The sequence below is a fragment of the Dietzia sp. NPDC055340 genome (assembly GCF_053645335.1).
The window spans coordinates 40,672-62,027 of sequence record NZ_JBSHML010000005.1 but is presented as its reverse complement, the minus strand read 5'-3'; the positions used below and the strand labels follow the sequence as shown (position 1 = coordinate 62,027).

At 71.4% G+C, this 21,356-nt stretch carries 19 protein-coding genes; 13 read left to right on the top strand and 6 right to left on the bottom strand.

The window, feature by feature from the left end:
- Positions 1 to 32 precede the first annotated feature (32 nt).
- Positions 33 to 1,325: an acetyl-CoA hydrolase/transferase family protein gene (locus ACWIFB_RS04730; protein ID WP_452100714.1), complete on the top strand. Its 1,293-nt coding sequence runs from the start codon at positions 33 to 35 to the stop codon at positions 1,323 to 1,325.
- 118 nt (positions 1,326 to 1,443) lie between these two features.
- Positions 1,444 to 2,016: a hypothetical protein gene (locus ACWIFB_RS04725; protein ID WP_454057489.1), complete on the top strand. Its 573-nt coding sequence runs from the start codon at positions 1,444 to 1,446 to the stop codon at positions 2,014 to 2,016.
- Positions 2,017 to 2,077: 61 nt separating this feature from the next.
- On the opposite strand, the gene aqpZ is transcribed toward ACWIFB_RS04725, so the two are convergent.
- The 3 genes from aqpZ to ACWIFB_RS04710 all read right to left on the bottom strand — a co-directional run bounded on the left by aqpZ (position 2,078) and on the right by ACWIFB_RS04710 (position 4,513).
- Positions 2,078 to 2,839 (bottom strand): aquaporin Z, encoded by a 762-nt coding sequence (aqpZ, locus tag ACWIFB_RS04720; protein WP_452100712.1) that lies wholly within the window; start codon positions 2,837 to 2,839, stop codon positions 2,078 to 2,080.
- Between the two features lie 176 nt (positions 2,840 to 3,015).
- On the bottom strand, positions 3,016 to 3,786 hold the full coding sequence (locus tag ACWIFB_RS04715) for an SIR2 family NAD-dependent protein deacylase (RefSeq protein ID WP_454057488.1): 771 nt from the start codon (positions 3,784 to 3,786) through the stop codon (positions 3,016 to 3,018).
- A gap of 46 nt (positions 3,787 to 3,832) precedes the next feature.
- Positions 3,833 to 4,513 carry an Rv1157c family protein gene (locus ACWIFB_RS04710; RefSeq protein ID WP_452100759.1) on the bottom strand — a complete coding sequence of 227 codons (681 nt, stop codon included), beginning with the start codon at positions 4,511 to 4,513 and terminating at the stop codon, positions 3,833 to 3,835.
- A 402-nt stretch (positions 4,514 to 4,915) separates the two neighbouring features.
- Between ACWIFB_RS04710 and typA the strand changes: the two genes are divergently transcribed.
- Genes typA through ACWIFB_RS04690 form a run of 4 tightly spaced genes read left to right on the top strand, consistent with a single transcriptional unit; the run spans position 4,916 to position 10,035 of the window.
- Positions 4,916 to 6,826, top strand: coding sequence for a translational GTPase TypA (typA, locus tag ACWIFB_RS04705; protein WP_452100709.1), 1,911 nt, complete (start codon positions 4,916 to 4,918; stop codon positions 6,824 to 6,826).
- A gap of 22 nt (positions 6,827 to 6,848) precedes the next feature.
- Positions 6,849 to 8,738 carry an ABC transporter substrate-binding protein gene (locus ACWIFB_RS04700; RefSeq protein WP_454057487.1) on the top strand — a complete coding sequence of 630 codons (1,890 nt, stop codon included), beginning with the start codon at positions 6,849 to 6,851 and terminating at the stop codon, positions 8,736 to 8,738.
- Positions 8,735 to 9,628 (top strand): N-acetyl-1-D-myo-inositol-2-amino-2-deoxy-alpha-D-glucopyranoside deacetylase, encoded by an 894-nt coding sequence (gene mshB / locus ACWIFB_RS04695; protein WP_452100707.1) that lies wholly within the window; start codon positions 8,735 to 8,737, stop codon positions 9,626 to 9,628. Before ACWIFB_RS04700 ends, mshB begins: the two co-directional genes overlap by 4 nt.
- Positions 9,625 to 10,035, top strand: coding sequence for a hypothetical protein (locus ACWIFB_RS04690; RefSeq protein WP_454057486.1), 411 nt, complete (start codon positions 9,625 to 9,627; stop codon positions 10,033 to 10,035). Before mshB ends, ACWIFB_RS04690 begins: the two co-directional genes overlap by 4 nt.
- Here ACWIFB_RS04690 and ACWIFB_RS04685 read toward each other — a convergent pair.
- Both ACWIFB_RS04685 and ACWIFB_RS04680 read right to left on the bottom strand, forming a co-directional pair.
- Positions 10,006 to 11,727 carry a PH domain-containing protein gene (locus tag ACWIFB_RS04685; RefSeq protein ID WP_454057485.1) on the bottom strand — a complete coding sequence of 574 codons (1,722 nt, stop codon included), beginning with the start codon at positions 11,725 to 11,727 and terminating at the stop codon, positions 10,006 to 10,008. The two genes, ACWIFB_RS04690 and ACWIFB_RS04685, sit on opposite strands and share 30 nt — an antisense overlap.
- Entirely contained in the window at positions 11,724 to 12,368 is a 645-nt protein-coding gene (locus tag ACWIFB_RS04680; RefSeq protein ID WP_452100704.1) for a PH domain-containing protein, read from the bottom strand. Before ACWIFB_RS04680 ends, ACWIFB_RS04685 begins: the two co-directional genes overlap by 4 nt.
- A 98-nt stretch (positions 12,369 to 12,466) precedes the next feature.
- On the opposite strand from ACWIFB_RS04680, the gene ACWIFB_RS04675 reads away from it, so the two are divergent.
- From ACWIFB_RS04675 to dapC, 3 genes are all read left to right on the top strand, one after another.
- Complete coding sequence (locus tag ACWIFB_RS04675; RefSeq protein ID WP_454057484.1) at positions 12,467 to 15,046, top strand: bifunctional FO biosynthesis protein CofGH; 2,580 nt, start codon at positions 12,467 to 12,469, stop codon at positions 15,044 to 15,046.
- A gap of 85 nt (positions 15,047 to 15,131) precedes the next feature.
- Complete coding sequence (gene fdxA / locus ACWIFB_RS04670) at positions 15,132 to 15,455, top strand: ferredoxin (RefSeq protein ID WP_063972054.1); 324 nt, start codon at positions 15,132 to 15,134, stop codon at positions 15,453 to 15,455.
- Positions 15,456 to 15,460: 5 nt separating this feature from the next.
- On the top strand, positions 15,461 to 16,573 hold the full coding sequence (gene dapC / locus ACWIFB_RS04665) for a succinyldiaminopimelate transaminase (protein WP_452100702.1): 1,113 nt from the start codon (positions 15,461 to 15,463) through the stop codon (positions 16,571 to 16,573).
- 220 nt (positions 16,574 to 16,793) lie between these two features.
- On the opposite strand, the gene dapD is transcribed toward dapC, so the two are convergent.
- Positions 16,794 to 17,759, bottom strand: coding sequence for a 2,3,4,5-tetrahydropyridine-2,6-dicarboxylate N-succinyltransferase (gene dapD, locus ACWIFB_RS04660; RefSeq protein WP_454057483.1), 966 nt, complete (start codon positions 17,757 to 17,759; stop codon positions 16,794 to 16,796).
- 60 nt (positions 17,760 to 17,819) lie between these two features.
- Here dapD and dapE point away from each other — a divergent pair, with 60 nt between their 5' ends.
- The 4 genes from dapE to folP all read left to right on the top strand — a co-directional run bounded on the left by dapE (position 17,820) and on the right by folP (position 21,292).
- Complete coding sequence (dapE, locus tag ACWIFB_RS04655) at positions 17,820 to 18,989, top strand: succinyl-diaminopimelate desuccinylase (protein ID WP_454057482.1); 1,170 nt, start codon at positions 17,820 to 17,822, stop codon at positions 18,987 to 18,989.
- Between the two features lie 67 nt (positions 18,990 to 19,056).
- Complete coding sequence (locus ACWIFB_RS04650) at positions 19,057 to 19,857, top strand: LOG family protein (protein WP_454057481.1); 801 nt, start codon at positions 19,057 to 19,059, stop codon at positions 19,855 to 19,857.
- The gene (locus tag ACWIFB_RS04645; protein WP_452100016.1) at positions 19,857 to 20,411 is read left to right on the top strand and encodes an LOG family protein; all 555 of its coding nucleotides are present in this window, start codon (positions 19,857 to 19,859) and stop codon (positions 20,409 to 20,411) included. The genes ACWIFB_RS04650 and ACWIFB_RS04645 overlap by 1 nt, the downstream gene beginning before the upstream one ends.
- Before the next feature lie 68 nt (positions 20,412 to 20,479).
- Positions 20,480 to 21,292 carry a dihydropteroate synthase gene (folP, locus tag ACWIFB_RS04640; protein WP_452100024.1) on the top strand — a complete coding sequence of 271 codons (813 nt, stop codon included), beginning with the start codon at positions 20,480 to 20,482 and terminating at the stop codon, positions 21,290 to 21,292.
- The last annotated feature ends 64 nt before the right edge of the window (positions 21,293 to 21,356 follow it).

Below are 21,356 nucleotides of genomic sequence, written 5' to 3'. Positions count from 1 at the left end.
CGTCGATCCGCCTGACCGAGAGCAGACTCCCGATGAGGAATGCCGAGTACGAAGAACTGCCCCCCGAGGCGATCCTCGATCACGTCGCGGCGGGGATGCACATCATCTCGCCGATCCAGAACGGCGCACCGCCCGCCCTGTTGCGCGCCCTGGACGACGGGGCCGACCGGCTGGAGGACGTGACGATCCATCACATGGACCCGTGGGAGTCCCTGCCCTTCATGGAGGGTGCGTACCCGGGGCGGCTCCGGCACGTCGACTACTTCCTGGGGCCCGGGTCGCGGAAGAACTTCCATGACGGTCACTGCGACCTCGTGCCGGTCGACTTCGCCCAGGTTCCCGCGACGATGCGGGAGTTCTCGCCGCCGGGGCTGGCGATCACCACGGTGTCGGAGATCGACGAGCACGGCTACTTCTCGATGGGAACCAACGCCGACTACGTCGCGTCGTTCATCGGTCAGGTGCCGTTCTTCGTCGAGGTCAACGCCAACATGCCCCGCACGTTCGGCCGCAATCACATTCACCTCTCGCAGGTCGTGGGGGTGACGCGTAACGACGCACCGATGATCACCGTCGAGCCGCCGACCCCGGGCGAGGTCGACGACACGATCGCCGCCCTCATCGCCGAGCAGGTCCCCGACGGCGCGTGTCTCCAGCTCGGGGTGGGCAAGCTGCCCAACGCGTTCCTGTCGAAGCTGACCGGACACAAGAACCTCGGCATCCACACCGAGGCGCTGTCCGACGGGGTGATGGACCTCGTCGAGGCCGGGGTGATCGACGGGTCCCGCAAGACCGGGCACCCGTTCAAGCATGTGACGACGTTCGCCGTCGGATCCGGGCGGCTCATGAGCTGGCTGCACGACAACCCGTCCGTCGCGATGCTGCCGGTGGACGTCGTCAACGACCCCCGGGTCATCGGGCAGGAGCGCAATCTGTACTCCGTGAACGCCACCAGCGAGGTCGATCTGTACGGGCAGGCGGCGTCGGAGACGATCGCGGGACACTACTGGTCGGGCGCCGGGGGTCAGGCCGACTTCGCCCGCGGTTGCCGGTTCTCTCCCGGCGGTCGCGGGTTCATCGTCACGCCGTCCCAGACCTCCAAGGGGGTCAGCCGCATCACCCTGTCGCTCACGCCGGGCAGCCCGGTGACCACGCACAAGAACATTATCGAGAACGTGGTCACCGAGTACGGCATCGCCTCGCTGCGGGGCAGATCGGTGGCGGACCGGGCCGCCGCCCTCATCGCCGTCGCGCATCCCGACCACCGCGATCGGCTGAGCCGGGAGGCGCGGGACGCAGGTCTGACCCGCCGGGCTCTCATCTGAGCCGGGCGTTGACGGGCACCGGCCGTCGGTAGTCCGGTAGCGCCCCGCGGCGGTCGGGATTAGGTTCCGGAGGCACTGAAGACCCTGCACGAACAGTGACCCGGAAAAGGAGACCGCCATGGATCCCGTGATCTGGATAGTTATCGCGGTGATCGCGTTGATCATCGTCATCGTCATCGCGCTCATCGCTCTGGCCGCCCGGAACAACAATCGGAAGAAGCTGACGGAGGCGTCGGAACTTCGTCGCGACGCTCGTCAACGCGAGAAGAGGCTGGATCATCAGGAGGCCGCCGCTCGCGAGCAGGAGCACCGGGCAGGCGCCGCCGAGCAGGAGGCCAGGGCCAAGTCCGCGGAGGCGGACATGCTTCGCGCCGAGGCCGACCACCGCCGTGGGGCCCTCGACGAGCAGAAGAGCGACGTGCGGAGGATGGAGCGCACCGCGGAGAAGCTCGATCCCCGCCACCGGGCTGACGACGAAGCCCGGCTCGGTGACCGACTCCGCGATCGGGGCGCCGGCCCGGGCCACGACCAGGGGCGCCACCGCGTACGGACCGACGGCGCCGACGATCCGCTGGATTCGGGCGCGGGCGCGGGGATCAGTGGACCGGGCGCCGGCCCGGACGGCCGCCGGGCCCCGGGTCCGCTCGATGATGCGCCCGGCCGTATCGATCCGGACGCACCTCGCCGCTAGGAGGCCGCAGGCTGGTCGGTCGTCTCGTCGGAGGAGGCGGCCGACCCGCTCCAGGCCTGTGTCAGGCCGGTACGGCCCGGCGCGACCGGCCGCCGAACAGTGGCTCGTACAGCGCGCCTGCGATGAGCGCGCCCACGATGGGTGCCAGCCAGAACAGCCAGAGCTGTCCGGGGGCCCCGTCCCCGTTGAAGAACGCCACGGCAGTGGAACGGGCCGGGTTGACGGAGGTGTTGGTGATCGGGATAGAGATGAGGTGGATGAGGGTGAGGGTCAGGCCGATGGCGGCCGGCGCGAACCCGACGGGAGCACGACGGTCTGTTGCGCCGAGTATCACCCATACGAACAGGGCTGTGAGAACGATCTCGATGATCAGCGCGGAGAGCAGGCTGTACCCGTCGGGGGAATGGGCGCCGTAGCCGTTGGCCGCCATCCCGCCGGTGGCCTCGAAACCGGCCTTGCCGCTGGCGACCACGAAGATCAGCGTGCCTCCGAGCAGTCCGCCCACCACCTGGCTCACGATGTAGAGCGGAAGTCGCGACCAGGGCAGACGTCCGGACATCGCGGCGCCGACGCTGACGGCGGGATTGAAGTGGGCACCCGAGATGTGGGCGACGGCGTAGGCGCCGGTCAGGACGGTGAGGCCGAAGGCCAGTGCGACGCCGAGGTAGCCGACCCCCACGGGGACGAGCGCACCGGCCTCGCCGTCGGCGACCTGGATGGCGGCGAAGACCGCGGTGCCGCACCCTCCGAGGACGAGCCAGAACGTGCCGATGAGTTCGGCGGCCACGATCGCGGGAGTGGACGGTGGTGTTGGGTCGGACATGCGTCGGATTCCTCCTCCTGGAAGTCCCGGGCCACTGCCGGGCAGCGCTGTCACCGCGACGTCGCTGATAACAGAACGCTAGACGGCCGGCCGGGCTGCGGAGGTCGGAACGACGATCCGCGGGGCCGCCACGTTCGGAAGAGCGCCGCGATGGGGGAGTGCAGCACGGGCCGCTGTCAGTCGGACAGCAGATCGGGGAGCACCCGCCCCGCGGGCGCGCGGAGGTGGACGTCCACCTCGCGGCCCAGGCCGGAGGGGCCGGGATTGACCTCGATGACGGGTATGCCTGTCTCCGCGGCGAGCGCGGGCAGTGACGCGGCGGGATGGACGAGGCCCGACGTGCCGACGACGACGACAGCCGAGGCCCCGGTGACGGCGGACACCGAAGCCTCCCACGCGGCCGACGGCAGCATCTCACCGAACCACACCACACCGGGCCTGGCCCGCCCGTCGCCACGGGGGCAGCGGGGCGGTTCGAGGTGATCCACCGGCGCCGCCGACGGCGGGCCGGGGTCCATCGGTTCCCCGCAGGTGTCGCAGCGGTGCGCGAACAGGCTGCCGTGGATGTGGTGGACCACCGTCGAGCCGGCGCGCTCGTGTAGATCGTCGACGTTCTGGGTGACCACCACGACCTGGCGGTGCCTCTCGGCCCGGGCGACGGCGATATGGCCGGCATTGGGTGGGGCAGTGGACACGAGATGTTCGCGCCAGCGGTACCAGGCCCACACCCTGTCCCGGTCGTGTAGCCAGGCCTCGGGCGTCGCCAGTTCGGTGGGGTCATAGCGCTCCCACAACCCGGTCTGGGCGTCGCGGAAAGTGGGTACTCCGCTCTCGGCGCTCATACCGGCGCCGCTGAGAACGACGAGAGGCCCGCCGCCCGAGAGGGCGCGGCGGGCCTTGCTCAGCGCGGCACGGAACTCCTGTGTGTCCGGGGTGTCAGTGCTCATCAGCGCAACGGGACCGGCCCTCGACCGGGGCGGCGACGATCCGGTCTCAGCCGACGAACGCGGATCCCACGGTCGGGAACGGCACGCAGTTCACGTCTCCACCGCCCTCGAGCTTGGTGGTGACACCACCCTGAAGGACCATCAGCACGTGGCCGGGGCCGGTGTCCGCGACGCCGTTGAGCGTGGCGGGGCCGCCCTCGTTGATGCCGTTGTAGGTCAGGACGGTCGAACCGTGACGGCCGTTGTGGATGTTGACCCAGTCCACGGTCATGGGCTGCACCTGGTGCTCGGCCACACCCTCGGTGCCCAGCGCGGTGAACACGAAGCCCAGCTGGCTCTGCGGGACACCCGGGAGCGGGAGGTCGGCCGGGCCGGGGATGGCGGTCGCGGCCCCCACGGCGGTCTGCTCGCCACCGATGCAGTTCTGCATGATGGTCGGATAGGCGAACTGCGCGATGACCGGGCCGTTCTCCGGGAGCGGGGTGCCGGGCTCGCCGGTGCCGCGGAAGAACCCGACGAGACGCAGGATCGTGCCGCGGGTGTCCTCGGGGATCCACTGCTGCTCGGCCAGGCCCTCCATGGCCTGCAGGACGGGCTCGGTCGGGCGCCCCAGTTCGTCGAGCGACTGTGCGCTGGCGGCGGCGGGTGCGGCCAGGCCCATGGCCATGGCGGCGACGGCGCCGATGCCGAGGGTCCGGAACGAGGTCCTGAGCGAGTGGCGGATCACTGGCGAGTCCATTCTTCGGATGAGGCGGGCGGACCGGTCGGCGGAGACGACCAGTCGACCGCTCGATGTTCTCACAATGCCCCCTGATGTGGACACCGGGGAGGTGGTGACGTGCTCGGTCTGGGGCCAGTGTTGCAGATGGGGCGTGTGTTGTAAATAACAGTCAGACCATGCGGCGGGTCCTCCGGGTGCCGCTGACGTGCGCACGGAGACGACCGGCGCGACGTGGCCGGGCCTCGGCGGATATAACACGGGGGCATGCAGCGGGTAATGTGGGTCCGCACGCGCGGCCTGTCCGGACGCGCCTGTGGATCTTGCGGAGCGAATCCGCCGATTCCCGTCATGCGCCCGGCGGTGTACAGCCGACCCGGCGCCGAACGCCCCTGAGGGAGAACCCAGCGTATGGCCCTGACCGAGTTCCGTAACGTCGCCATCGTGGCGCACGTCGACCACGGCAAGACGACTCTCGTCGACGCACTGCTGCGTCAGTCGGGGGCGTTCGACGAGCGGGCGGAGCTGGTGGACCGCGTCATGGACTCCGGCGACCTCGAGCGCGAGAAGGGCATCACCATTCTCGCCAAGAACACCGCCGTGCGTCGGCCGGGTGCGGGCGCCGGTGGCGGGGATCTCGTCCTCAACATCATCGACACCCCCGGTCACGCCGACTTCGGTGGCGAGGTCGAGCGTGGACTGTCGATGGTCGACGGCGTGGTGCTGCTCATCGACTCGTCCGAGGGGCCGCTGCCGCAGACCCGGTTCGTGCTCCGGAAGGCGCTCGGCGCGTCGCTGCCCGTGATCATCGTGGTCAACAAGACCGACCGCCCGGACGCGCGTATCGACGAGGTCGTCGAGGAGGCACAGGACCTGCTGCTGGACCTGGCCGCTGATCTCGAGGACCCGGCCGCCCAGGCCGCGGCCGAGCACGCGCTCGAGCTGCCCGTGGTGTTCGCCTCCGGTCGTGCCGGCAAGGCGTCGACCACCCAGCCGGCGAACGGCCAGGAGCCGGACGGCGAGAACCTGGACGGTCTCTTCGAGCTCCTCTACGACGTCATCCCGGCCCCGAAGGGCGACGTCGAGGCCCCGCTCCAGGCCCACGTCACCAACCTGGACGCCTCCAACTTCCTCGGCCGCATCGGCCTGGTCCGTATCCACAACGGCCGTCTCCGCAAGGGGCAGCAGGTGGCATGGATCCACAACACGCCGGACGGTGAGCAGGAGACCAAGACGGTCAAGATCTCCGAGCTGCTCAAGACCGACGGCGTGGAGCGGGTCCCGACGGACGAGGCCGTGGCCGGCGACATCGTGGCCGTGGCCGGCATCAGCGAGATCATGATCGGCGACACGCTCGCCGACCCGGACAACCCGGTCGCGCTGCCCGCCATCACGGTCGACGAGCCCGCGATCTCCATGACGATCGGCGTCAACACCTCGCCCATGGCCGGCCGGAACGGCGGCAACAAGCTGACCGCCCGGATGGTCAAGGCCCGCCTGGATCAGGAACTGGTCGGCAACGTCTCGCTCAAGGTGCTCGACACCGAGCGTCCCGACGACTGGGAGGTCCAGGGGCGTGGCGAGATGGCACTGTCCGTGCTCGTCGAGACCATGCGTCGTGAGGGCTTCGAGCTCACCGTCGGCAAGCCGCAGGTCGTCACCAGGACGATCGACGGCAAGCTGCACGAGCCGTTCGAGCACATGACGATCGACGTGCCCGAGGAGCACCTCGGCGCGGTCACCCAGCTCATGGCCGCCCGCAAGGGTCGCATGGAGCAGATGAGCAACCACGGCAGCGGCTGGGTCCGTATGGAGTTCACCGTCCCCGCCCGAGGCCTCATCGGGTTCCGCACCATCTTCATGACCGAGACCCGGGGCTCGGGCATCGCCAACTCGGTCTCCGCCGGGTACGAGCCGTGGGCCGGCGAGATCCGCGCCCGCCACACCGGCTCGCTGGTCGCGGACCGCTCGGGCAAGGCCACCACCTTCGCATTGCTGGGTCTGGCCGACCGCGGCGACTTCTTCATCGAGCCGGGCGCCGAGGTCTACGAGGGCGTCGTCGTGGGCGAGAACCCGCGGTCCGAGGACATGGACGTCAACATCACCAAGGAGAAGAAGCTCACCAATATGCGTGCGGCGAGCTCCGACGCCACGGAGACCCTCTCCAAGCACCGCAACCTCAGCCTCGAGGAGGCCATGGAGTTCTGCGCGGGCGACGAGTGCGTCGAGGTGGCCCCCGAGGCGATCCGCGTGCGCAAGGTCCTGCTCACCGCCACCGAGCGTGCCAAGGCCCGCAGCCGCTCCAAGGCGCGCGACAAGTAGTCGGCGCACCGAGGGGGCACACGTGACCACGAGGGGGGCGTCAGGGCGCCGCCGGGCCGCGGTGGCACTGGCCGCGGCGGCGGCCCTCGTCGTCGTCACCGGGTGCGTGGCCGACCCGCCGCCACCCACGGTCGTCGGCGGCGAGGAGGGCTCCGGCTCCGGTACGGACGTCAGTCTCACCGCCGGCGGACTCCTCCTCGCCCTGGACCGTGTCGAGAGCGGCTTCAACCCGCACCTCCTCGCCGACCAGGGCGTCGACACCGACCTCGTCGCGGCCCTCCTGCTGCCCAGCGCGTTCGTCCCCGGGCCGGACGGGGAGCCGGTTCTCAACCGTGACCTGTTGGTCTCGGCGGCGCCCCTGCCCGAGGCGCCGGCCACGATCCGCTACACGATCGATCCCAAGGCCCAGTGGTCCGACGGCGTGCCCGTGGCGGCCGAGGACTTCGAGTACCTGTGGCGCCAGATGGTCACCCAGCCCGGGGTCGTCGACCCGGCCGGTTACGAGCGGATCGTGGCGGTCCGCGCCGGCGCCGGCGGCAAGGTCGTGGACGTGCTCTTCGAGTCGCCGCCCGAGCACTGGCGGACCCTGTTCGCCGACCTCCTGCCCGGGCACATCCTCAAAGACGCCCCCGACGGGTTCCAGGGGGCGATGGCGGGGCTGCCGGTCATGAGCGCGGGCCCGTACATGATCCGCGCCGCCGACCTCGGCCGGGGGGAGATCGAGTTCGTCCGTAACGACCGCTTCTGGGCGCGGGCGCCGGAGACCGGCCAGATCGTCGTCCGACGGGAGAGCGGTCCCGGTCAGCTGGGGGCGGCCCTGCGGGACGGCCCCGGGGTCATGGCCATGGTGGCCGACGCACCGGTCGTCGCCGACGTGTCCGCGACGATTCCGGGCGTCACCGACACGACGGTCACGGCCTCGGCGCAGCTCGAGCTCGCGTTCAACACCGTCGCGCCGACGGTCTCGAACCCCGGGGTCCGCCGCGCACTGGCGGCGGCGATCGACCCCGAGGTGGTGGGCCGGATCGTCACGGGTGAGCCATCCCCGCAGATCACGTCGTTCCCGTTCCCGGCCGACGCCGCGACCACCGCGACCTCGGACGACACGGTCACCGAGTCGGAACTCACCGCCGCCGGATACGTCCGGGACGGGGGCCGGTGGCAGCTCGCCGGCACGCCGCTGACCGTGACGCTCGGTGTCGAGGCCGCGGATGACCGGGCACGTACCGCCGCGTACACGCTGGCCGACCAGCTCCGCGGAACCGGGGTAGGGGCACACGTGTGGGAGCTCGAGCCCAGCGAGCTCTACGCGGACGTCCTGCCGCACGGCCTCGTCGATGCGGTGGTGGGCTGGCAACCCGTGGAGGGTGATGCCGAGGTGGCCGCCGTATCGCGCTTCGCCTGCGCGGCAGGGCACCAGGCGGTCGCGGCCGGGGCCGCGACCCAGACGGATTCTTCGCCCTCGCGGCCCCGTACCACGGTGTCGAGCCTGGTGCCGCCCACCTCGACCACGATGACCCCTGCGCGCCCGGGCCGGGCCCCGGACAGCGAGGCCACCGGGACGGAGGAGGCGGGGACGACGACCACACCCACGACGCCGGCGCGCACGCTCGGAGTCGATGCCCCGGCGCGCGCCTCGGACACCGCCGGCCTGTGTGATCCCCGTATCGACGGTGCGCTCGGGGTCGGCCCGGGCGACGGGGTCGACCTCGTGGAGGCCGGGGATCTGGTCGCGGAGCAGGCCGTCCGCGTTCCGCTCGTGCGGCCGACGATGCTTCTGGCTGATGATGGGGTCGAGCTGTCCGGTCGGTCGTCCGCCGGATCATCCCCGGACGACGCCGCCGGGGCGCGGGTGCCCCTGACGGTCACCGACGTCTTCGATACCGCACCCACCTGGAGGAGGACCGGATGACTCCGACGGCCACGACCCCGCCGGCAGCGGGGATCCGCGCACTGTTCGTCCATGCGCATCCCGACGACGAGGCGATCACCACCGGCGGCACCATCGCGGCCCTCGTGGCCGCCGGCGCCGAGGTCTGCGTGATGACGTGCACCCTCGGCGAGGAGGGCGAGGTCCTGGGGGAGAGGTTCGCGGGCCTCGTCTCCGACCGCGCCGACCAACTGGGCGGGTACCGCATCAGCGAACTGGCGACCGCGCTGCGGGCGCTGGGCGTGGGCCGGCCCCGGTTCCTGGGAGAGGCCGGCCGGTGGCGTGATTCCGGAATGGCCGGGACCCCCGCGGCCGAGCATCCGCGCGCGTTCGTCGGATCCGGGGCGGAGGCGGTGGCCGCCCTGGTCGCCGTGATCGATGAGTTCCGACCGCACCTCGTCGTGACCTACGACCCGCGCGGTGGCTACGGGCATCCCGACCACATCCGTGCGCACGAGGTCGTCCACGCGGCGGTCGCCGAAGCGACGCACCGGCCGACCCGGCTCGCCTGGACCGTCACCGCGCGGTCCGACGTCTCGCGGGAACATCCGGACCCCCCGGCACACCTACGGCACGCCCACGCCGACGAACTGCCGTCCGTCGCCGACTCCCGGCTCACCCACCGGGTGCCGCTGGACGAGAGCGCATATGCGGCCAAGCTCGAGGCGCTCACCGGGCACGCCACCCAGCTCGAGTTGGTGCCGACCGTGGACGGCGACCCCTGGTTCCTGGCACTGACCAACGGCGTACTGCAGCCCGTGGCACAGGCCGAGTGGTACATCGGCCACGATCTCGACGAGCGCGGGGAGAACTACGACCGGTGTGCGCCGGGCGTCGCCCACCTGCTCAGCGGGCTGGGGCGGGACGCGTGACCGCGCCCGTGGTCGGCACCGGCGGGCGGGCGGCGTCGTCAGGCGTCGAGCTGGCGGGGGCGCTGGCCCTGCTCGCGGCGGGAGCGGTGACCGGGTGCGTTCTCGCCGCGGCGTGGCTGACCCTGTACGTGGGCCCCGTCCCGTTCCCCATCACGGTCCTGGTCGCCGGTGCCTGGTCGCTGGTGCTGGTCCGGGTCGCCTCGATGTGGTCGGACCGCAAGCCTGTCGCGGCCTTTCCGGCCCTGGTGTTCATCCTCACGCTGATCGCGCTCGACATGGGTCCCGGCGGCGACATGCCGGTGCCTCTCGGTCTGCGAGGCCTCGCCCTGCTGGTGTTCGGTGGGCTCATCCCGCTGTGGGTGGCCGCCTACGGCCGCTCAGTGTCGGCGGACACCCATCGAGGGTGAGGTTCGGCCGGCGTCCTCGGGGGCGCCCTCGTACTGCCACACGTCCGTGATCCCGGGGGTCAGCGCCTCGGCGAGCGCCCAGACCTCGTCGGCATCCATGTCCATGACGGAGTAGCCCCCGGCCCCCGCCGGGGTGGCCGCGGTGACCGTCGCGACCCTCGCCGTGCGCTGGAACACCGACTGGCTGACGGTCCAGGCGATGATGCCGTCGGATTCGAGGACCGTGCGCTTGGCGCCCCACGACCCGTGCGAGGACACCAGTGTGTCTGACAACAGGGCGTGCCCTAGCATGCGGATCCGGTCGATCGACAGCAGGATGAACAGGACGAAGGCCGCGGGGATGCCCCATCGCACCCACACATCCGCGGACGGCCCCGAATCGATGCGGATGAGGATGAGCAGGGCCGCGACCACCCAGAACGGCATGAGCCCGCGGGTGATGCGTCGGCGGGCCGCCTTCCACGGGTGCCGGCGCAGCCGCACGGTCACCGGAGTCTCGTCGCCGAGGATGCGCGTGGCCACGCGCCGGACGTCCTTCATCGGCGCCTGGGGCAGCAGCGTCGACGCCTTGCCACCCGACTTGGTGCCGGTCATGATCGGCTCGAGTCGGCCGCCGCCGATCATCCGCAGGTAGATCGGCGCCCGGACCTCGACGCCGCGCAACCGCGCCTTGTCGAGCGCCTGGTGCTTGCGACGTAGGATGCCGTTCTGCACATAGAGCACGGACCCGCGCTCGGTGAGGGCGTATTTGCCGTACCGGATCGCGTAGGTGATGATCGCCAGGACGCTGGCGACCAACCAGATCGCGATGCCCTTGCCCACCATGGCGAACGGCTCACCGAGCGAATCGAGCCAGGCGATGGTCCCCTCGACCACGGCCAGGTCCATGATGCGCTGGTGCATGTCGCCCATCTGCCACGTGATCAACCACAGCGACATCAGGACACCGAACCCGATGAACGAGAACGGGGCGAACCGGGACCAGGTGACCCGCCAGCGGGCGATGTCCTCGCCATACTTGGAGCCCCACTGCTCCTCGTCCTCGATGCCGAGCGACGGGTCGAGCGCACGACGATGCTTGAGGAGCTCGTCGCGCAGCGGCTCGACGTGCGCGGTGTCGATCGCGTTGAGCCGGAATCGTTCGGCACCGGACTTCCCGGCGTCGGACCGCCCTGTGCCGACCTCCACGATCGATACCCGCATGACCCGGTGGAACAGGTCCGATTCGGTGTCCACACTGCGGATCCGGTTGCGGGCCACCGTCACCACCTGGCGGCTGAAGAAGCCCTTCCTGAGGATGATGTGGGTCCGGCCGACCTGGTAGCTCGTCGACAGCCAGCGCAGCACGCCCGCCAGGACGACGAGCGAGATGATGATGAACTCGAACCAGTAGTTGCTGCGGTTCGACCCCAGCCACAGGGAGATCAGGAACAGCGGCGCCAGCCGGGTCAACGATCCCAGCGGGTCGACCAGCAGCATCCGCCACGACAGGCGCTCCCACGGCGCTTCCGGGTCGACTGCCTCCGCGACGGGCTCGCTCCCGGACGCGGGCGCGGCGTCGGACCCGGCGTCGGCTCCGGGGGACGTGGACGGTTCCGGGCGGGAGCCCTCGTCGTCGTCGCCCTCGACCCGGGTGACCACCGTCGGCAAGTCATCGACGGCGGTGGGGTCCCCGCCGCCTGGTGCGGTCACGTCCCGTCCTCCGTGTCCAGGTTCGCGATCGCGATGAGGTGCTGCGCCAGCGCCTCGGCGTCCGCCACGGCCAGTCCGCGGATCTCGACCGTGCCCTGCGCGGAGGCGGTCGAGGCGTTGACGGTGGCCAACCCGAACCACCGCTCGAACAGGGTGCGCGTGGTGTACACCGTCTGCAGGCGCACCAGCGGAGCGATCCGGAACTGCGTGGTCCACCAGCCCTTACGCGAACACACCGCGGTGTCCGAGACGTCCCAGCGCGCCACGACGTAGCGCCACCACGGCGCCACAACGATGGCCATGAACGCGAACGGGATGGTGGCCGCCAGCGCCACCCAGTTCCAGAACCCCATCACGTTCTCGCCCCAGAAATACCAGGCGACCTGCAGGCCGGCCAGGATCGCCCACGACCAGATGCCCTCGATGATGAACAGGAACGGGGTGCGTTTCTCGATCCGGTGGCGGGGCGCCGAGATGAGAATCCGGTTGGAGGTCAGCAACTCGTCGCCGGTGTCCACCTCCACGGGGGCGTCGGGCAGACGCGCTGGCTCGCGCAGTGCGTGCGCGCCCCCTGTCACGGAGGGCGGGCTGGCGACCAGTGGGTCACCGTTGGCGCGGAGAGCCTGGGCGGGTTCGGACATGGCCACCAGACTAGTGGGGCGGCCCGCGCGCGCTGGTGAGACCGGCCGACAGGCACCGCCCGCGCGCGGAACGGGCGGGGTGGGGCATCATCGCGGATATGATTTCCGCCTCGACCCCCGCTGATCCCGAGCCCACGACGTCGGCCATGAGGCGCGCCCTGCGCCGCGCCTCCGACGGACTGACTCTGGACGCCACCGAGGCCGCGGTGCTCCTCGCCGCGCGGGGCGAGGACCTCGGGCGGCTCACCGGCCTGGCCGCGGCCCGCCGCGACGCGCGCCTGGCCGACGAGGGGCGCCCCGGGGTGGTCACGTACTCCCGCAAGGTCTTCGTCCCGCTGACCCGACTGTGTCGGGACCGGTGCCACTACTGCACGTTCGTCACCGTGCCGGGCAAGCTGCGCGCCGCGGGCGAGGGCCTGTACCTGGAGCCCGACGAGGTGGTGGACCTGTGCCGCCGCGGCGCCGAGGCCGGGTGCAAGGAGGCACTGTTCACGCTGGGGGACCGCCCCGAGGAGCGGTGGCCGGAGGCGCGCGAGTGGCTCGATGCGCGCGGCTACTCGTCGACGTTGGACTACGTGCGGGCCGTGGCGATCCGCGTCCTCGAGGAGACCGGTCTGCTGCCGCACCTCAACCCCGGCGTCATGAGCTGGGCGGAGCTGTCCAAGCTCAAGCCGGTCGCGCCGTCGATGGGCATGATGCTCGAGACCACCGCGACCCGCCTGTTCACCACACCCGGCGAGGCCCACTACGGCAGCCCCGACAAGGATCCGGCGGTGCGGCTGCGCACGCTCACCGACGCCGGCCGGCTGGCGGTGCCGTTCACCTCGGGGATCCTGGTGGGGATCGGGGAGAACCGGACGGAGCGCGCGGAGAGTCTGCTGGCCCTCGCCGCGCTGGACCGCGAGTTCGGCCACCTGCAGGAGGTGATCGTCCAGAACTTCCGCGCCAAGCCGGACACGGCGATGCGGTCCGCAGACGACGCAGACAGGGACGAGTTCCTCGCCGCGATCGCGGTGGCGCGCCTGGTCCTGGGCCCGCGCGTGGCGGTGCAGGCACCGCCCAACCTGGTCGACCGGGCCGACGTGCTGGCGCTGATCGGCGCGGGGGTCGACGACCTCGGCGGGATCTCGCCCCTGACGCCGGACCACGTCAATCCCGAGCGTCCGTGGCCGCACCTGGACGAGCTCACCGCGGACCTCGCCGCGAGTGGGTGGGACCTGCGCGAGCGCCTCACCGCGCATCCGCGCTATGTGGGCGGGGGAGACGCCTGGATCGACCCGCGGGTGGCGGGCCACGTCCGCGCGCTGGCCGACCCGGCCAGTGGGTTGGCCGCGCCGGGCGACGACGACGAGGTCGTCCGCCCGCAGGGACGGCCCTGGCAGGAGCCCGACGACGACTGGGACTCGTCCGGGCGGACCGATCTGCACACCGCGATCGACTCCGAGGGCCGCAATACGGACACGCGCTCGGACATCGGCGAGGCGTTCGGCAACTGGGACGTCATCCGGGCGCGCGCCGCCGAGATCGGGGCGGCCGCGCTGGCCCCGGAGCGCGCGGACTCGGAGGTCCTCGCGGCACTGCGGGCCGCCGAGTCGGACCCGGCCGGTCTCACCGACGACCAATACCTCGCGCTGGCCACCGCGACCGGGGACGGGTTGGCGGCGGTCGCCGGCCTGGCCGACCGGATCCGCGCCGACGTGGTGGGGGAGACGGTGACCTATGTGGTCAACCGGAACATCAACTTCTCCAACATCTGCTACACCGGCTGCCGCTTCTGCGCGTTCGCCCAGCGCAAGGGCGACGCGGACGCGTTCTCGCTGTCCGCGTCCGAGGTCGCCGACCGCGCGTACGAGGCGTACGTGTCCGGCGCCTCCGAGGTGTGCATGCAGGGTGGTATCGACCCGGACCTGCCGGTCTCCGGCTACGCGGACCTCGTTCGCGCGGTCAAGGCGCGGGTGCCGTCCATGCACGTGCACGCGTTCAGCCCCATGGAGATCTCCAACGGTGCCTCGCGCTCCGGGACCGGGGTACGTGAGTGGCTGACCGAGCTGCGGGCCGCGGGCCTCGACACCATTCCCGGCACGGCCGCGGAGATCCTCGACGACGAGGTGCGGTGGGTCCTCACCAAGGGCAAGCTCCCGGCCGCCGAGTGGATCGAGATCGTCACCACCGCCCACGAGGTGGGGCTGCGGTCGAGCTCGACCATGATGTACGGGCACGTCGACACACCGGCGCACTGGGTGGCACACCTGCGGACGCTGCGCGGGATCCAGGAGCGTACCGGGGGCTTCACCGAGTTCGTGCCGCTGCCGTTCGTGCACCGGAGCGCGCCGCTGTACCTGGCGGGCGCCTCGCGGCCGGGCCCCACGCGCGAGGAGAACGTCGCCGTGCACGCGTTGGCGCGGATCATGCTGCACGGCGCGATCGACCACGTGCAGACCAGCTGGGTGAAGCTCGGCGTGGCCGGTACCCGCACGATGTTGCGGTCCGGCGCCGACGATCTCGGCGGCACGCTGATGGAGGAGACCATCTCGCGGATGGCCGGCGCCGAGAACGGGTCGGCCAAGTCGCCGGAGGAGATCGAGGAGATCGCGACGGGGATCGGGCGGCCGGTGCGTCGGCGGGACACCCTGTACGGGCCCGCCTCCCGACCCATCGGAGTGTCCGTCGTCACATAGCCCGTGGCCGGTGGGGGCGGCATCGCCGGTCGGCGGTGAGGTGGCTTACGATACTGGTGATACCGCTACGAGGAAGGTGGCTGACGTGACCTACACGATCGCAGAGCCGTGCGTCGACGTGATGGACAAGTCGTGCGTCGAGGAGTGTCCTGTCGACTGCATCTACGAGGGTGGCCGGATGCTCTACATCCACCCCGACGAGTGTGTCGATTGTGGCGCGTGTGAGCCGGTCTGCCCCGTGGAGGCCATCTTCTACGAGGATGACGTCCCGGACGAGTGGACCGAGTACAACGCGGCCAACGCCGACTTCTTCGTGGAGCTGGGGTCGCCGGGTGGTGCCGCCAAGGTGGGCAAGGTGGACTACGACGTCCCGTTCGTGAAGGCCTTGCCTCCTATGAACCAGGAGTGATCCGGGTGGCACCACGCCCGGAGCGCCGGCCGCCCGGGCGGGTTCTGCCGGTGTTCCCGTGGGACACCCTCGCAGAGACCCGGGCCCGCGCCTCGGCGCACCCCGACGGGCTTGTCGACCTCACGGTCGGCACGCCCGTCGATCACGTGGCGCCGGTCATCAGGGACGCTCTGGCCGCGGACTCCGCACAGTCCGGGTACCCGACGACGGCCGGGACCCCCGCGCTGCGCCGGGCCGTCGTCGACTCCATGGCGCGGCGCCATGGGGTCACCGGCCTGACCCCGGACGCGGTCCTGCCCGCGATCGGGACCAAGGAGCTCATCGCCGGACTGCCCGCCCAGCTGGGACTGGGCGCGGGCCACACGGTCGTGATCCCGGAGGTGGCGTACCCGACGTACGAGGTCGGCTCGCTGCTCGCCGGATGCACCGTCGTCCGCGCCGACTCGCTCACCCAGCTCGGCCCGTCCACGCCGCACCTGCTGTTCCTCAACTCGCCGTCCAATCCGACCGGCAAGGTCCTCGGCGTCGAGCACCTGCGCAAGGTCGTGGGCTGGGCACGCGAACGGGGCGTGATCGTGGCCTCGGACGAGTGCTACCTCGGGCTGGTGTGGGAGGGCCGGGCGCCCTCGATCCTCGACCCGCGGGTCTCCGACGGCGACCACACCGGGCTGCTCGCACTGCACTCGCTGTCCAAGACCTCCAACCTGGCCTCGTACCGGGCGGGGTTCGTGGCCGGCGACCCCGCGCTGGTGGCCGAGCTGCTCGAGGTGCGCAAGCACTCCGGGCTGATGATGCCGCTACCGATCCAGTCGGCCATGGCGGCGGCACTCGTCGACGACGCCCATACGGCCGAGCAGCGCGAGCGCTACCGCGTCCGCCGGGAGCGGCTGCTCCCGGCCGTCGAGGCGGCGGGCTTCCGGATCGACGACTCGGAGGCCGGACTGTACCTCTGGGCGACCCGCGACGAGCCCTGCCGCGACACCGCGGACTGGTTCGCCGAGCGTGGAGTGCTCGTGGCGCCCGGCGAGTTCTACGGCCCGCGCGGCGCCCGGCACGTCCGCATCGCCCTCACGGCCACGGACGCGACCATCGCCGAGGCGGTCCGTCGCCTGGCCTGACCCGGCCGGGCCGCGCTGCCCGGTCGCCGCTCAGCCGCTCTCCGGCCCCCGCTCCGCCGCTGCCCACCCGCGCGCCCCCTCATCGACAGCCCCTCATCGACAAGAGCGTTCCGCACACCTTCTGCTCGACCGATGCGTGCGGAACGCTCTTGTCGATGCCTGGTTCCCGGCCCCGCCCACGGCGATCGGCTCGCGCGGGCCCGGGCCGGCGCGGGGACCCTCAGTTGGCGTGCAGCTCCGCGTTGAGCGCGACGCCCTCGCGCTTCCACGGCACGGCCTCGACCGCGCCGGAGATCGAGTTGCGGCGGAACAGCAGGTTGTCCCGGCCGGAGAGCTGGCCGGCCTTGACCGGCTCGTTGTCCGCCCAGGCACCGGCCCGGATCTCGACTTTGGTGCCGGCGGTGACGTACAGGCCGGCCTCGACCACGCAGTCGTCGCCGAGCGAGATGCCGACGCCGGCATTGGCACCGAGCAGGCAGCGCTCGCCGATCGAGATGGTCTCCGTGCCGCCTCCGGAGAGGGTGCCCATGATCGAGGCGCCGCCGCCCACGTCGGAATCCGCGCCCACCACGACGCCGGCCGAGATGCGCCCCTCGACCATCGAGGCGCCGAGGGTCCCGGCGTTGAAGTTGACGAAGCCCTCGTGCATGACCGTCGTGCCCTCGGCCAGGTGGGCACCGAGACGGACACGGTCCGCGTCGGCGATACGCACGCCGGACGGCACCACGTAATCCACCATCCGCGGGAACTTGTCGATGCCGTGGACGGTCACCGCGCCCCGGGCGCGGAGCCTGGCGCGGACGATCTCGAAGCCCTGGACCGCGCAGGGACCGAAGTTGGTCCACACCACGTTGGTCAGGGTGCCGAACAGTCCGTCCATGTTGGCGAAGTGCGGCCTGATCAGACGGTGGCTGATGAGGTGCAGACGCAGGTACGCGTCGTACGCGTCGGCCGGAGGCTCGGTGAGGTCTGCGATCTCGACCCGCACCGCGACGCGCTCGACGCCGCGGTCGGCATCCGGCCCGGTCAGGGCGGCGAGCTCGGCGGGGACCTCGGCGCCGGAGAGGACCCGGTGACCGCTGGCGGCGGCGACCCCCAGCTCGGGCTGCGGGTACCAGACGTCGAGGACCGTGTGGTCGGACGTCAGGGTGGCGATTCCGGTCGCGACGGCTCCGTGTGCACTCATGGTGCCATGCTAATCGTCACCCCCGACGCGCACCGGTGACGGGCATCTAAGGTGGACGCCGTGACCGACGTCCTCGATCTGACCTCCGACCCGATCGACCTCACCCGTGCCCTGGTCGACGTCCCCAGCCCGTCCCGGGGGGAGGACCGGATCGCCGGGATCGTCCACGCATCGTTGGTCTCCACCGTCGACGCGTTCACGGGCCCGGCGGCGGGGCGGATCGAGGTCCTCCGGGACGGCAACCGGGTGCTGGCCCGCACGGATCGAGGTCTGCCGACCCGGGTCGTGCTGGCCGGGCACCTCGACACCGTCCCGATCGCGGACAACGTGCCGTGCCGGGTGACCGGAGACGGGACGGAGCGGGTTCTGCACGGGTGCGGCGCCGTCGACATGAAATCGGGCGACGCGGTGTTCCTGCACCTGTTCGCCACGCTCGCCGATTCACCCGCACTCGCGCACGACCTCACGCTGGTGATGTACGACTGCGAGGAGATCGAGGCCACGGCCAACGGGCTGGGGTTCCTCGAACGCACTCACCGCGAGTGGCTGGCCGGCGACGTGGCGATCCTCGGGGAACCGACGGGTGGCCTGATCGAGGCCGGCTGTCAGGGCACGCTACGGATCCGGGTCCACGCCCGCGGGGTGCGGGCGCATTCCGCCCGTAGTTGGTTGGGGGACAACGCCGTGCACCGTCTGGCGCCCGTGCTCGACGCGGTGTCGAGCTACGCGGCGCGCTCGGTGGACATCGACGGCTGCGTCTACCGGGAGGGGCTCCAGGCGGTTCGGATGTCGGCAGGCGTCGCCGGGAACACCGTGCCGGACGAGGCGTGGCTCGACGTCAATTTCCGTTCGGCCCCCGATCGCGACGCGGACGCCGCCCTGGCCCATGCTCTCGACGCGCTCGGCCTCACCGGCCTTCCCCGGGTGCCGGACGGGCAGGAGCCGCTCACCGGGCCCGGCCTGTCCTGGGAGCTGACCGACCTCTCGCCGGGTGCGCTGCCGGGACTGTCCGCGCCCGCGGCCGCGGATCTCGTGAAGGCGGCGGGCGGTAGGGTGCGCGCCAAGTACGGCTGGACGGACGTGTCCCGCTTCGCAGCCCTGGGCATCCCCGCCGTCAACCTCGGTCCGGGCGATCCGGGCCTGGCCCACACACGGGACGAACACTGTCCTGCCGAGCAGATCACCGAGGTGGCCGCCACTCTCCGCGCCTACCTCACCATGACCGGCTGAACCCGCGCCCACCCTGCACACCGGGACGCCGGGCGCGCCCCACACACCTGAAGGAGTTTCAAGACTCATGGCCCCCACCGACCCCGTGCACCTGCGCGGCCCCGTGCTCGTCCGCCGCCAGAAGGGTGACGAGCGGACGACCACGGATCAGCGCCTGCTCGACCAGAACCAGGACACCGACTGGCTGCATACGGACCCGTGGCGGGTGTTGCGGATCCAGAGCGAGTTCGTCAACGGATTCGGCGCGCTGGCCGAGCTGCCGGACGCCGTCAGCGTGTTCGGCTCGGCCCGTACCCGCCCGGGCGATTCCGTGTACGAGCAGGCGGTCGAGCTGGGCAGGGCGCTCACCGAGGCCGGGTACGCCGTGGTCACCGGCGGCGGTCCCGGGCAGATGGAGGCCGCGAACAAGGGCGCCTGGGAGGCCAACGGCCGGTCCGTGGGCCTGGGGATCGAGCTACCGATGGAGCAGGGACTAAACAGGTGGGTGGACCTCGGCCTGCACTTCCGGTATTTCTTCATCCGCAAGACGATGTTCGTCAAGTACACGCAGGCGTTCGTCTGCACCCCCGGGGGCTTCGGGACCCTCGATGAGTTCTTCGAGGCCATCACGCTGGTCCAGACCGACAAGATCACCCGGTTCCCGATCGTGTTGCTGGGCGTGGACTTCTGGACCCCACTAGTCGACTGGATCCGGGGCACGCTCGTCGAGCACGGCATGATCTCCGCCCCAGACGCGGACCTGTTCCTGGTGACAGACTCGGTGTCCGAGACCGTCGAGTACATCCGGGACGCGCACGAGCGCGCGGCGGTGACCGCGGAACAGCGGGAGGACCTGTACGGCGAGGAGCACCGGGGGACCGAGCGCTGATGTCACCCGTCCCGGGCCGGAGGGTCTGCGTCTACTGCGCCTCGTCGTCCTACGATCCGAAGCTCCTGGAGATCGCCACCGACGTGGGCGACGCGATCGCCCGCCGTGGCTGGTCGCTGGTCTCCGGCGGCGGCAACGTCTCGATGATGGGTGCGCTCGCCGAGGCGGCCCGCGCCGGCGGCGCGCGCACGGTCGGGGTGATCCCCGAGGGGCTGCGGGTCCGCGAGGTGGCGGACACGTCGGCCGACGAGCTCGTCGTCGTCACTTCCATGCGGGAACGCAAGCGCGAGATGGAGGAGCGCTCCGACGCGTTCCTCACCCTCCCCGGCGGCATCGGCACCATGGAGGAGATGTTCGAGATGTGGACCTCGGCCTCCCTCGGCTTCCACTACAAGCCGGTGGTCCTCTACGACCCGATCGGCTTCTACACACCGCTGCTGGACTGGGTCGCAAACCTGGCCGAGCAGGGTCTGGTCCACGAGGAGGCCTTCGACTGTCTCGTGGTCCGCGACGACCTGGACGCCGCCCTCGACGCCTGCGGGGGTCGTCGGTGACGCGTCCCGTCCCGGCTCCGCTACCGACCCTCTGCGGTCGCGCGGTGCCGATCGAGCGCCCGCTGGTGATGGCGATCGTCAACCGCACACCCGACTCGTTCTACGACCGCGGCGCCACGTTCACCGACACGGCGGCGATGCGGCGGGTCGACGAGGTGGTGGCCGCCGGGGCGGACATCCTCGACATCGGTGGGGTCAAAGCCGGGCCCGGCGACATGGTCGACGCCGAGGAGGAGACCCGCAGGGTCGTCCCGTTCCTCGAACAGGTGCGGCGGCGGCATCCGGACGTGCTCATCTCGGTCGACACGTGGCGCGGTGCGGTCGCCCGTCGTGCGGTCGCGTCGGGCGCGGATCTGGTGAACGACACCTGGGCCGGGCACGATCCCGGTGTCCTCACCGCCGCGGGCGAGGCGGGGGCGGGATTCGTGTGCTCGCACACCGGCGGGGCGGTGCCGCGGACGCGTCCGTTCCGGGTCGGGTACGAGGATGTGGTCCGGGACGTGGTGGGGGAGCTCACCGCGGCCGCCGATCGGGCGCTCGCGGCCGGGGTCCCCGCGGACGGGGTGCTCATCGACCCCACGCACGACTTCGGGAAGAACACCTTCCACGGTCTCGAACTGCTGCGTCGCCTCGACGAGATCGTCGCCGTGGGCCACCCCGTGCTGATGGCGCTGAGCAACAAGGATTTCATCGGCGAGACCCTCGACACGGACGTCGACAACCGCGGCGAGGGTACCCTCGCGGCCACGGCGGTGGCGGCGTACGGCGGTGCCCGGGTGTTCCGCACCCACGACGTGCCCGGCACCCTGCGCACGCTCGAGATGGTCGCCTCGATCGTCGGCACCCGCCCACCGGCCCGGACGGTGCGCGGGCTGGCCTGAGCCGATGTGCCAGACTCGCAGTCGAACAGGGCCCGCCACCTGACGAGGCGCGCCTGCCGGAGGA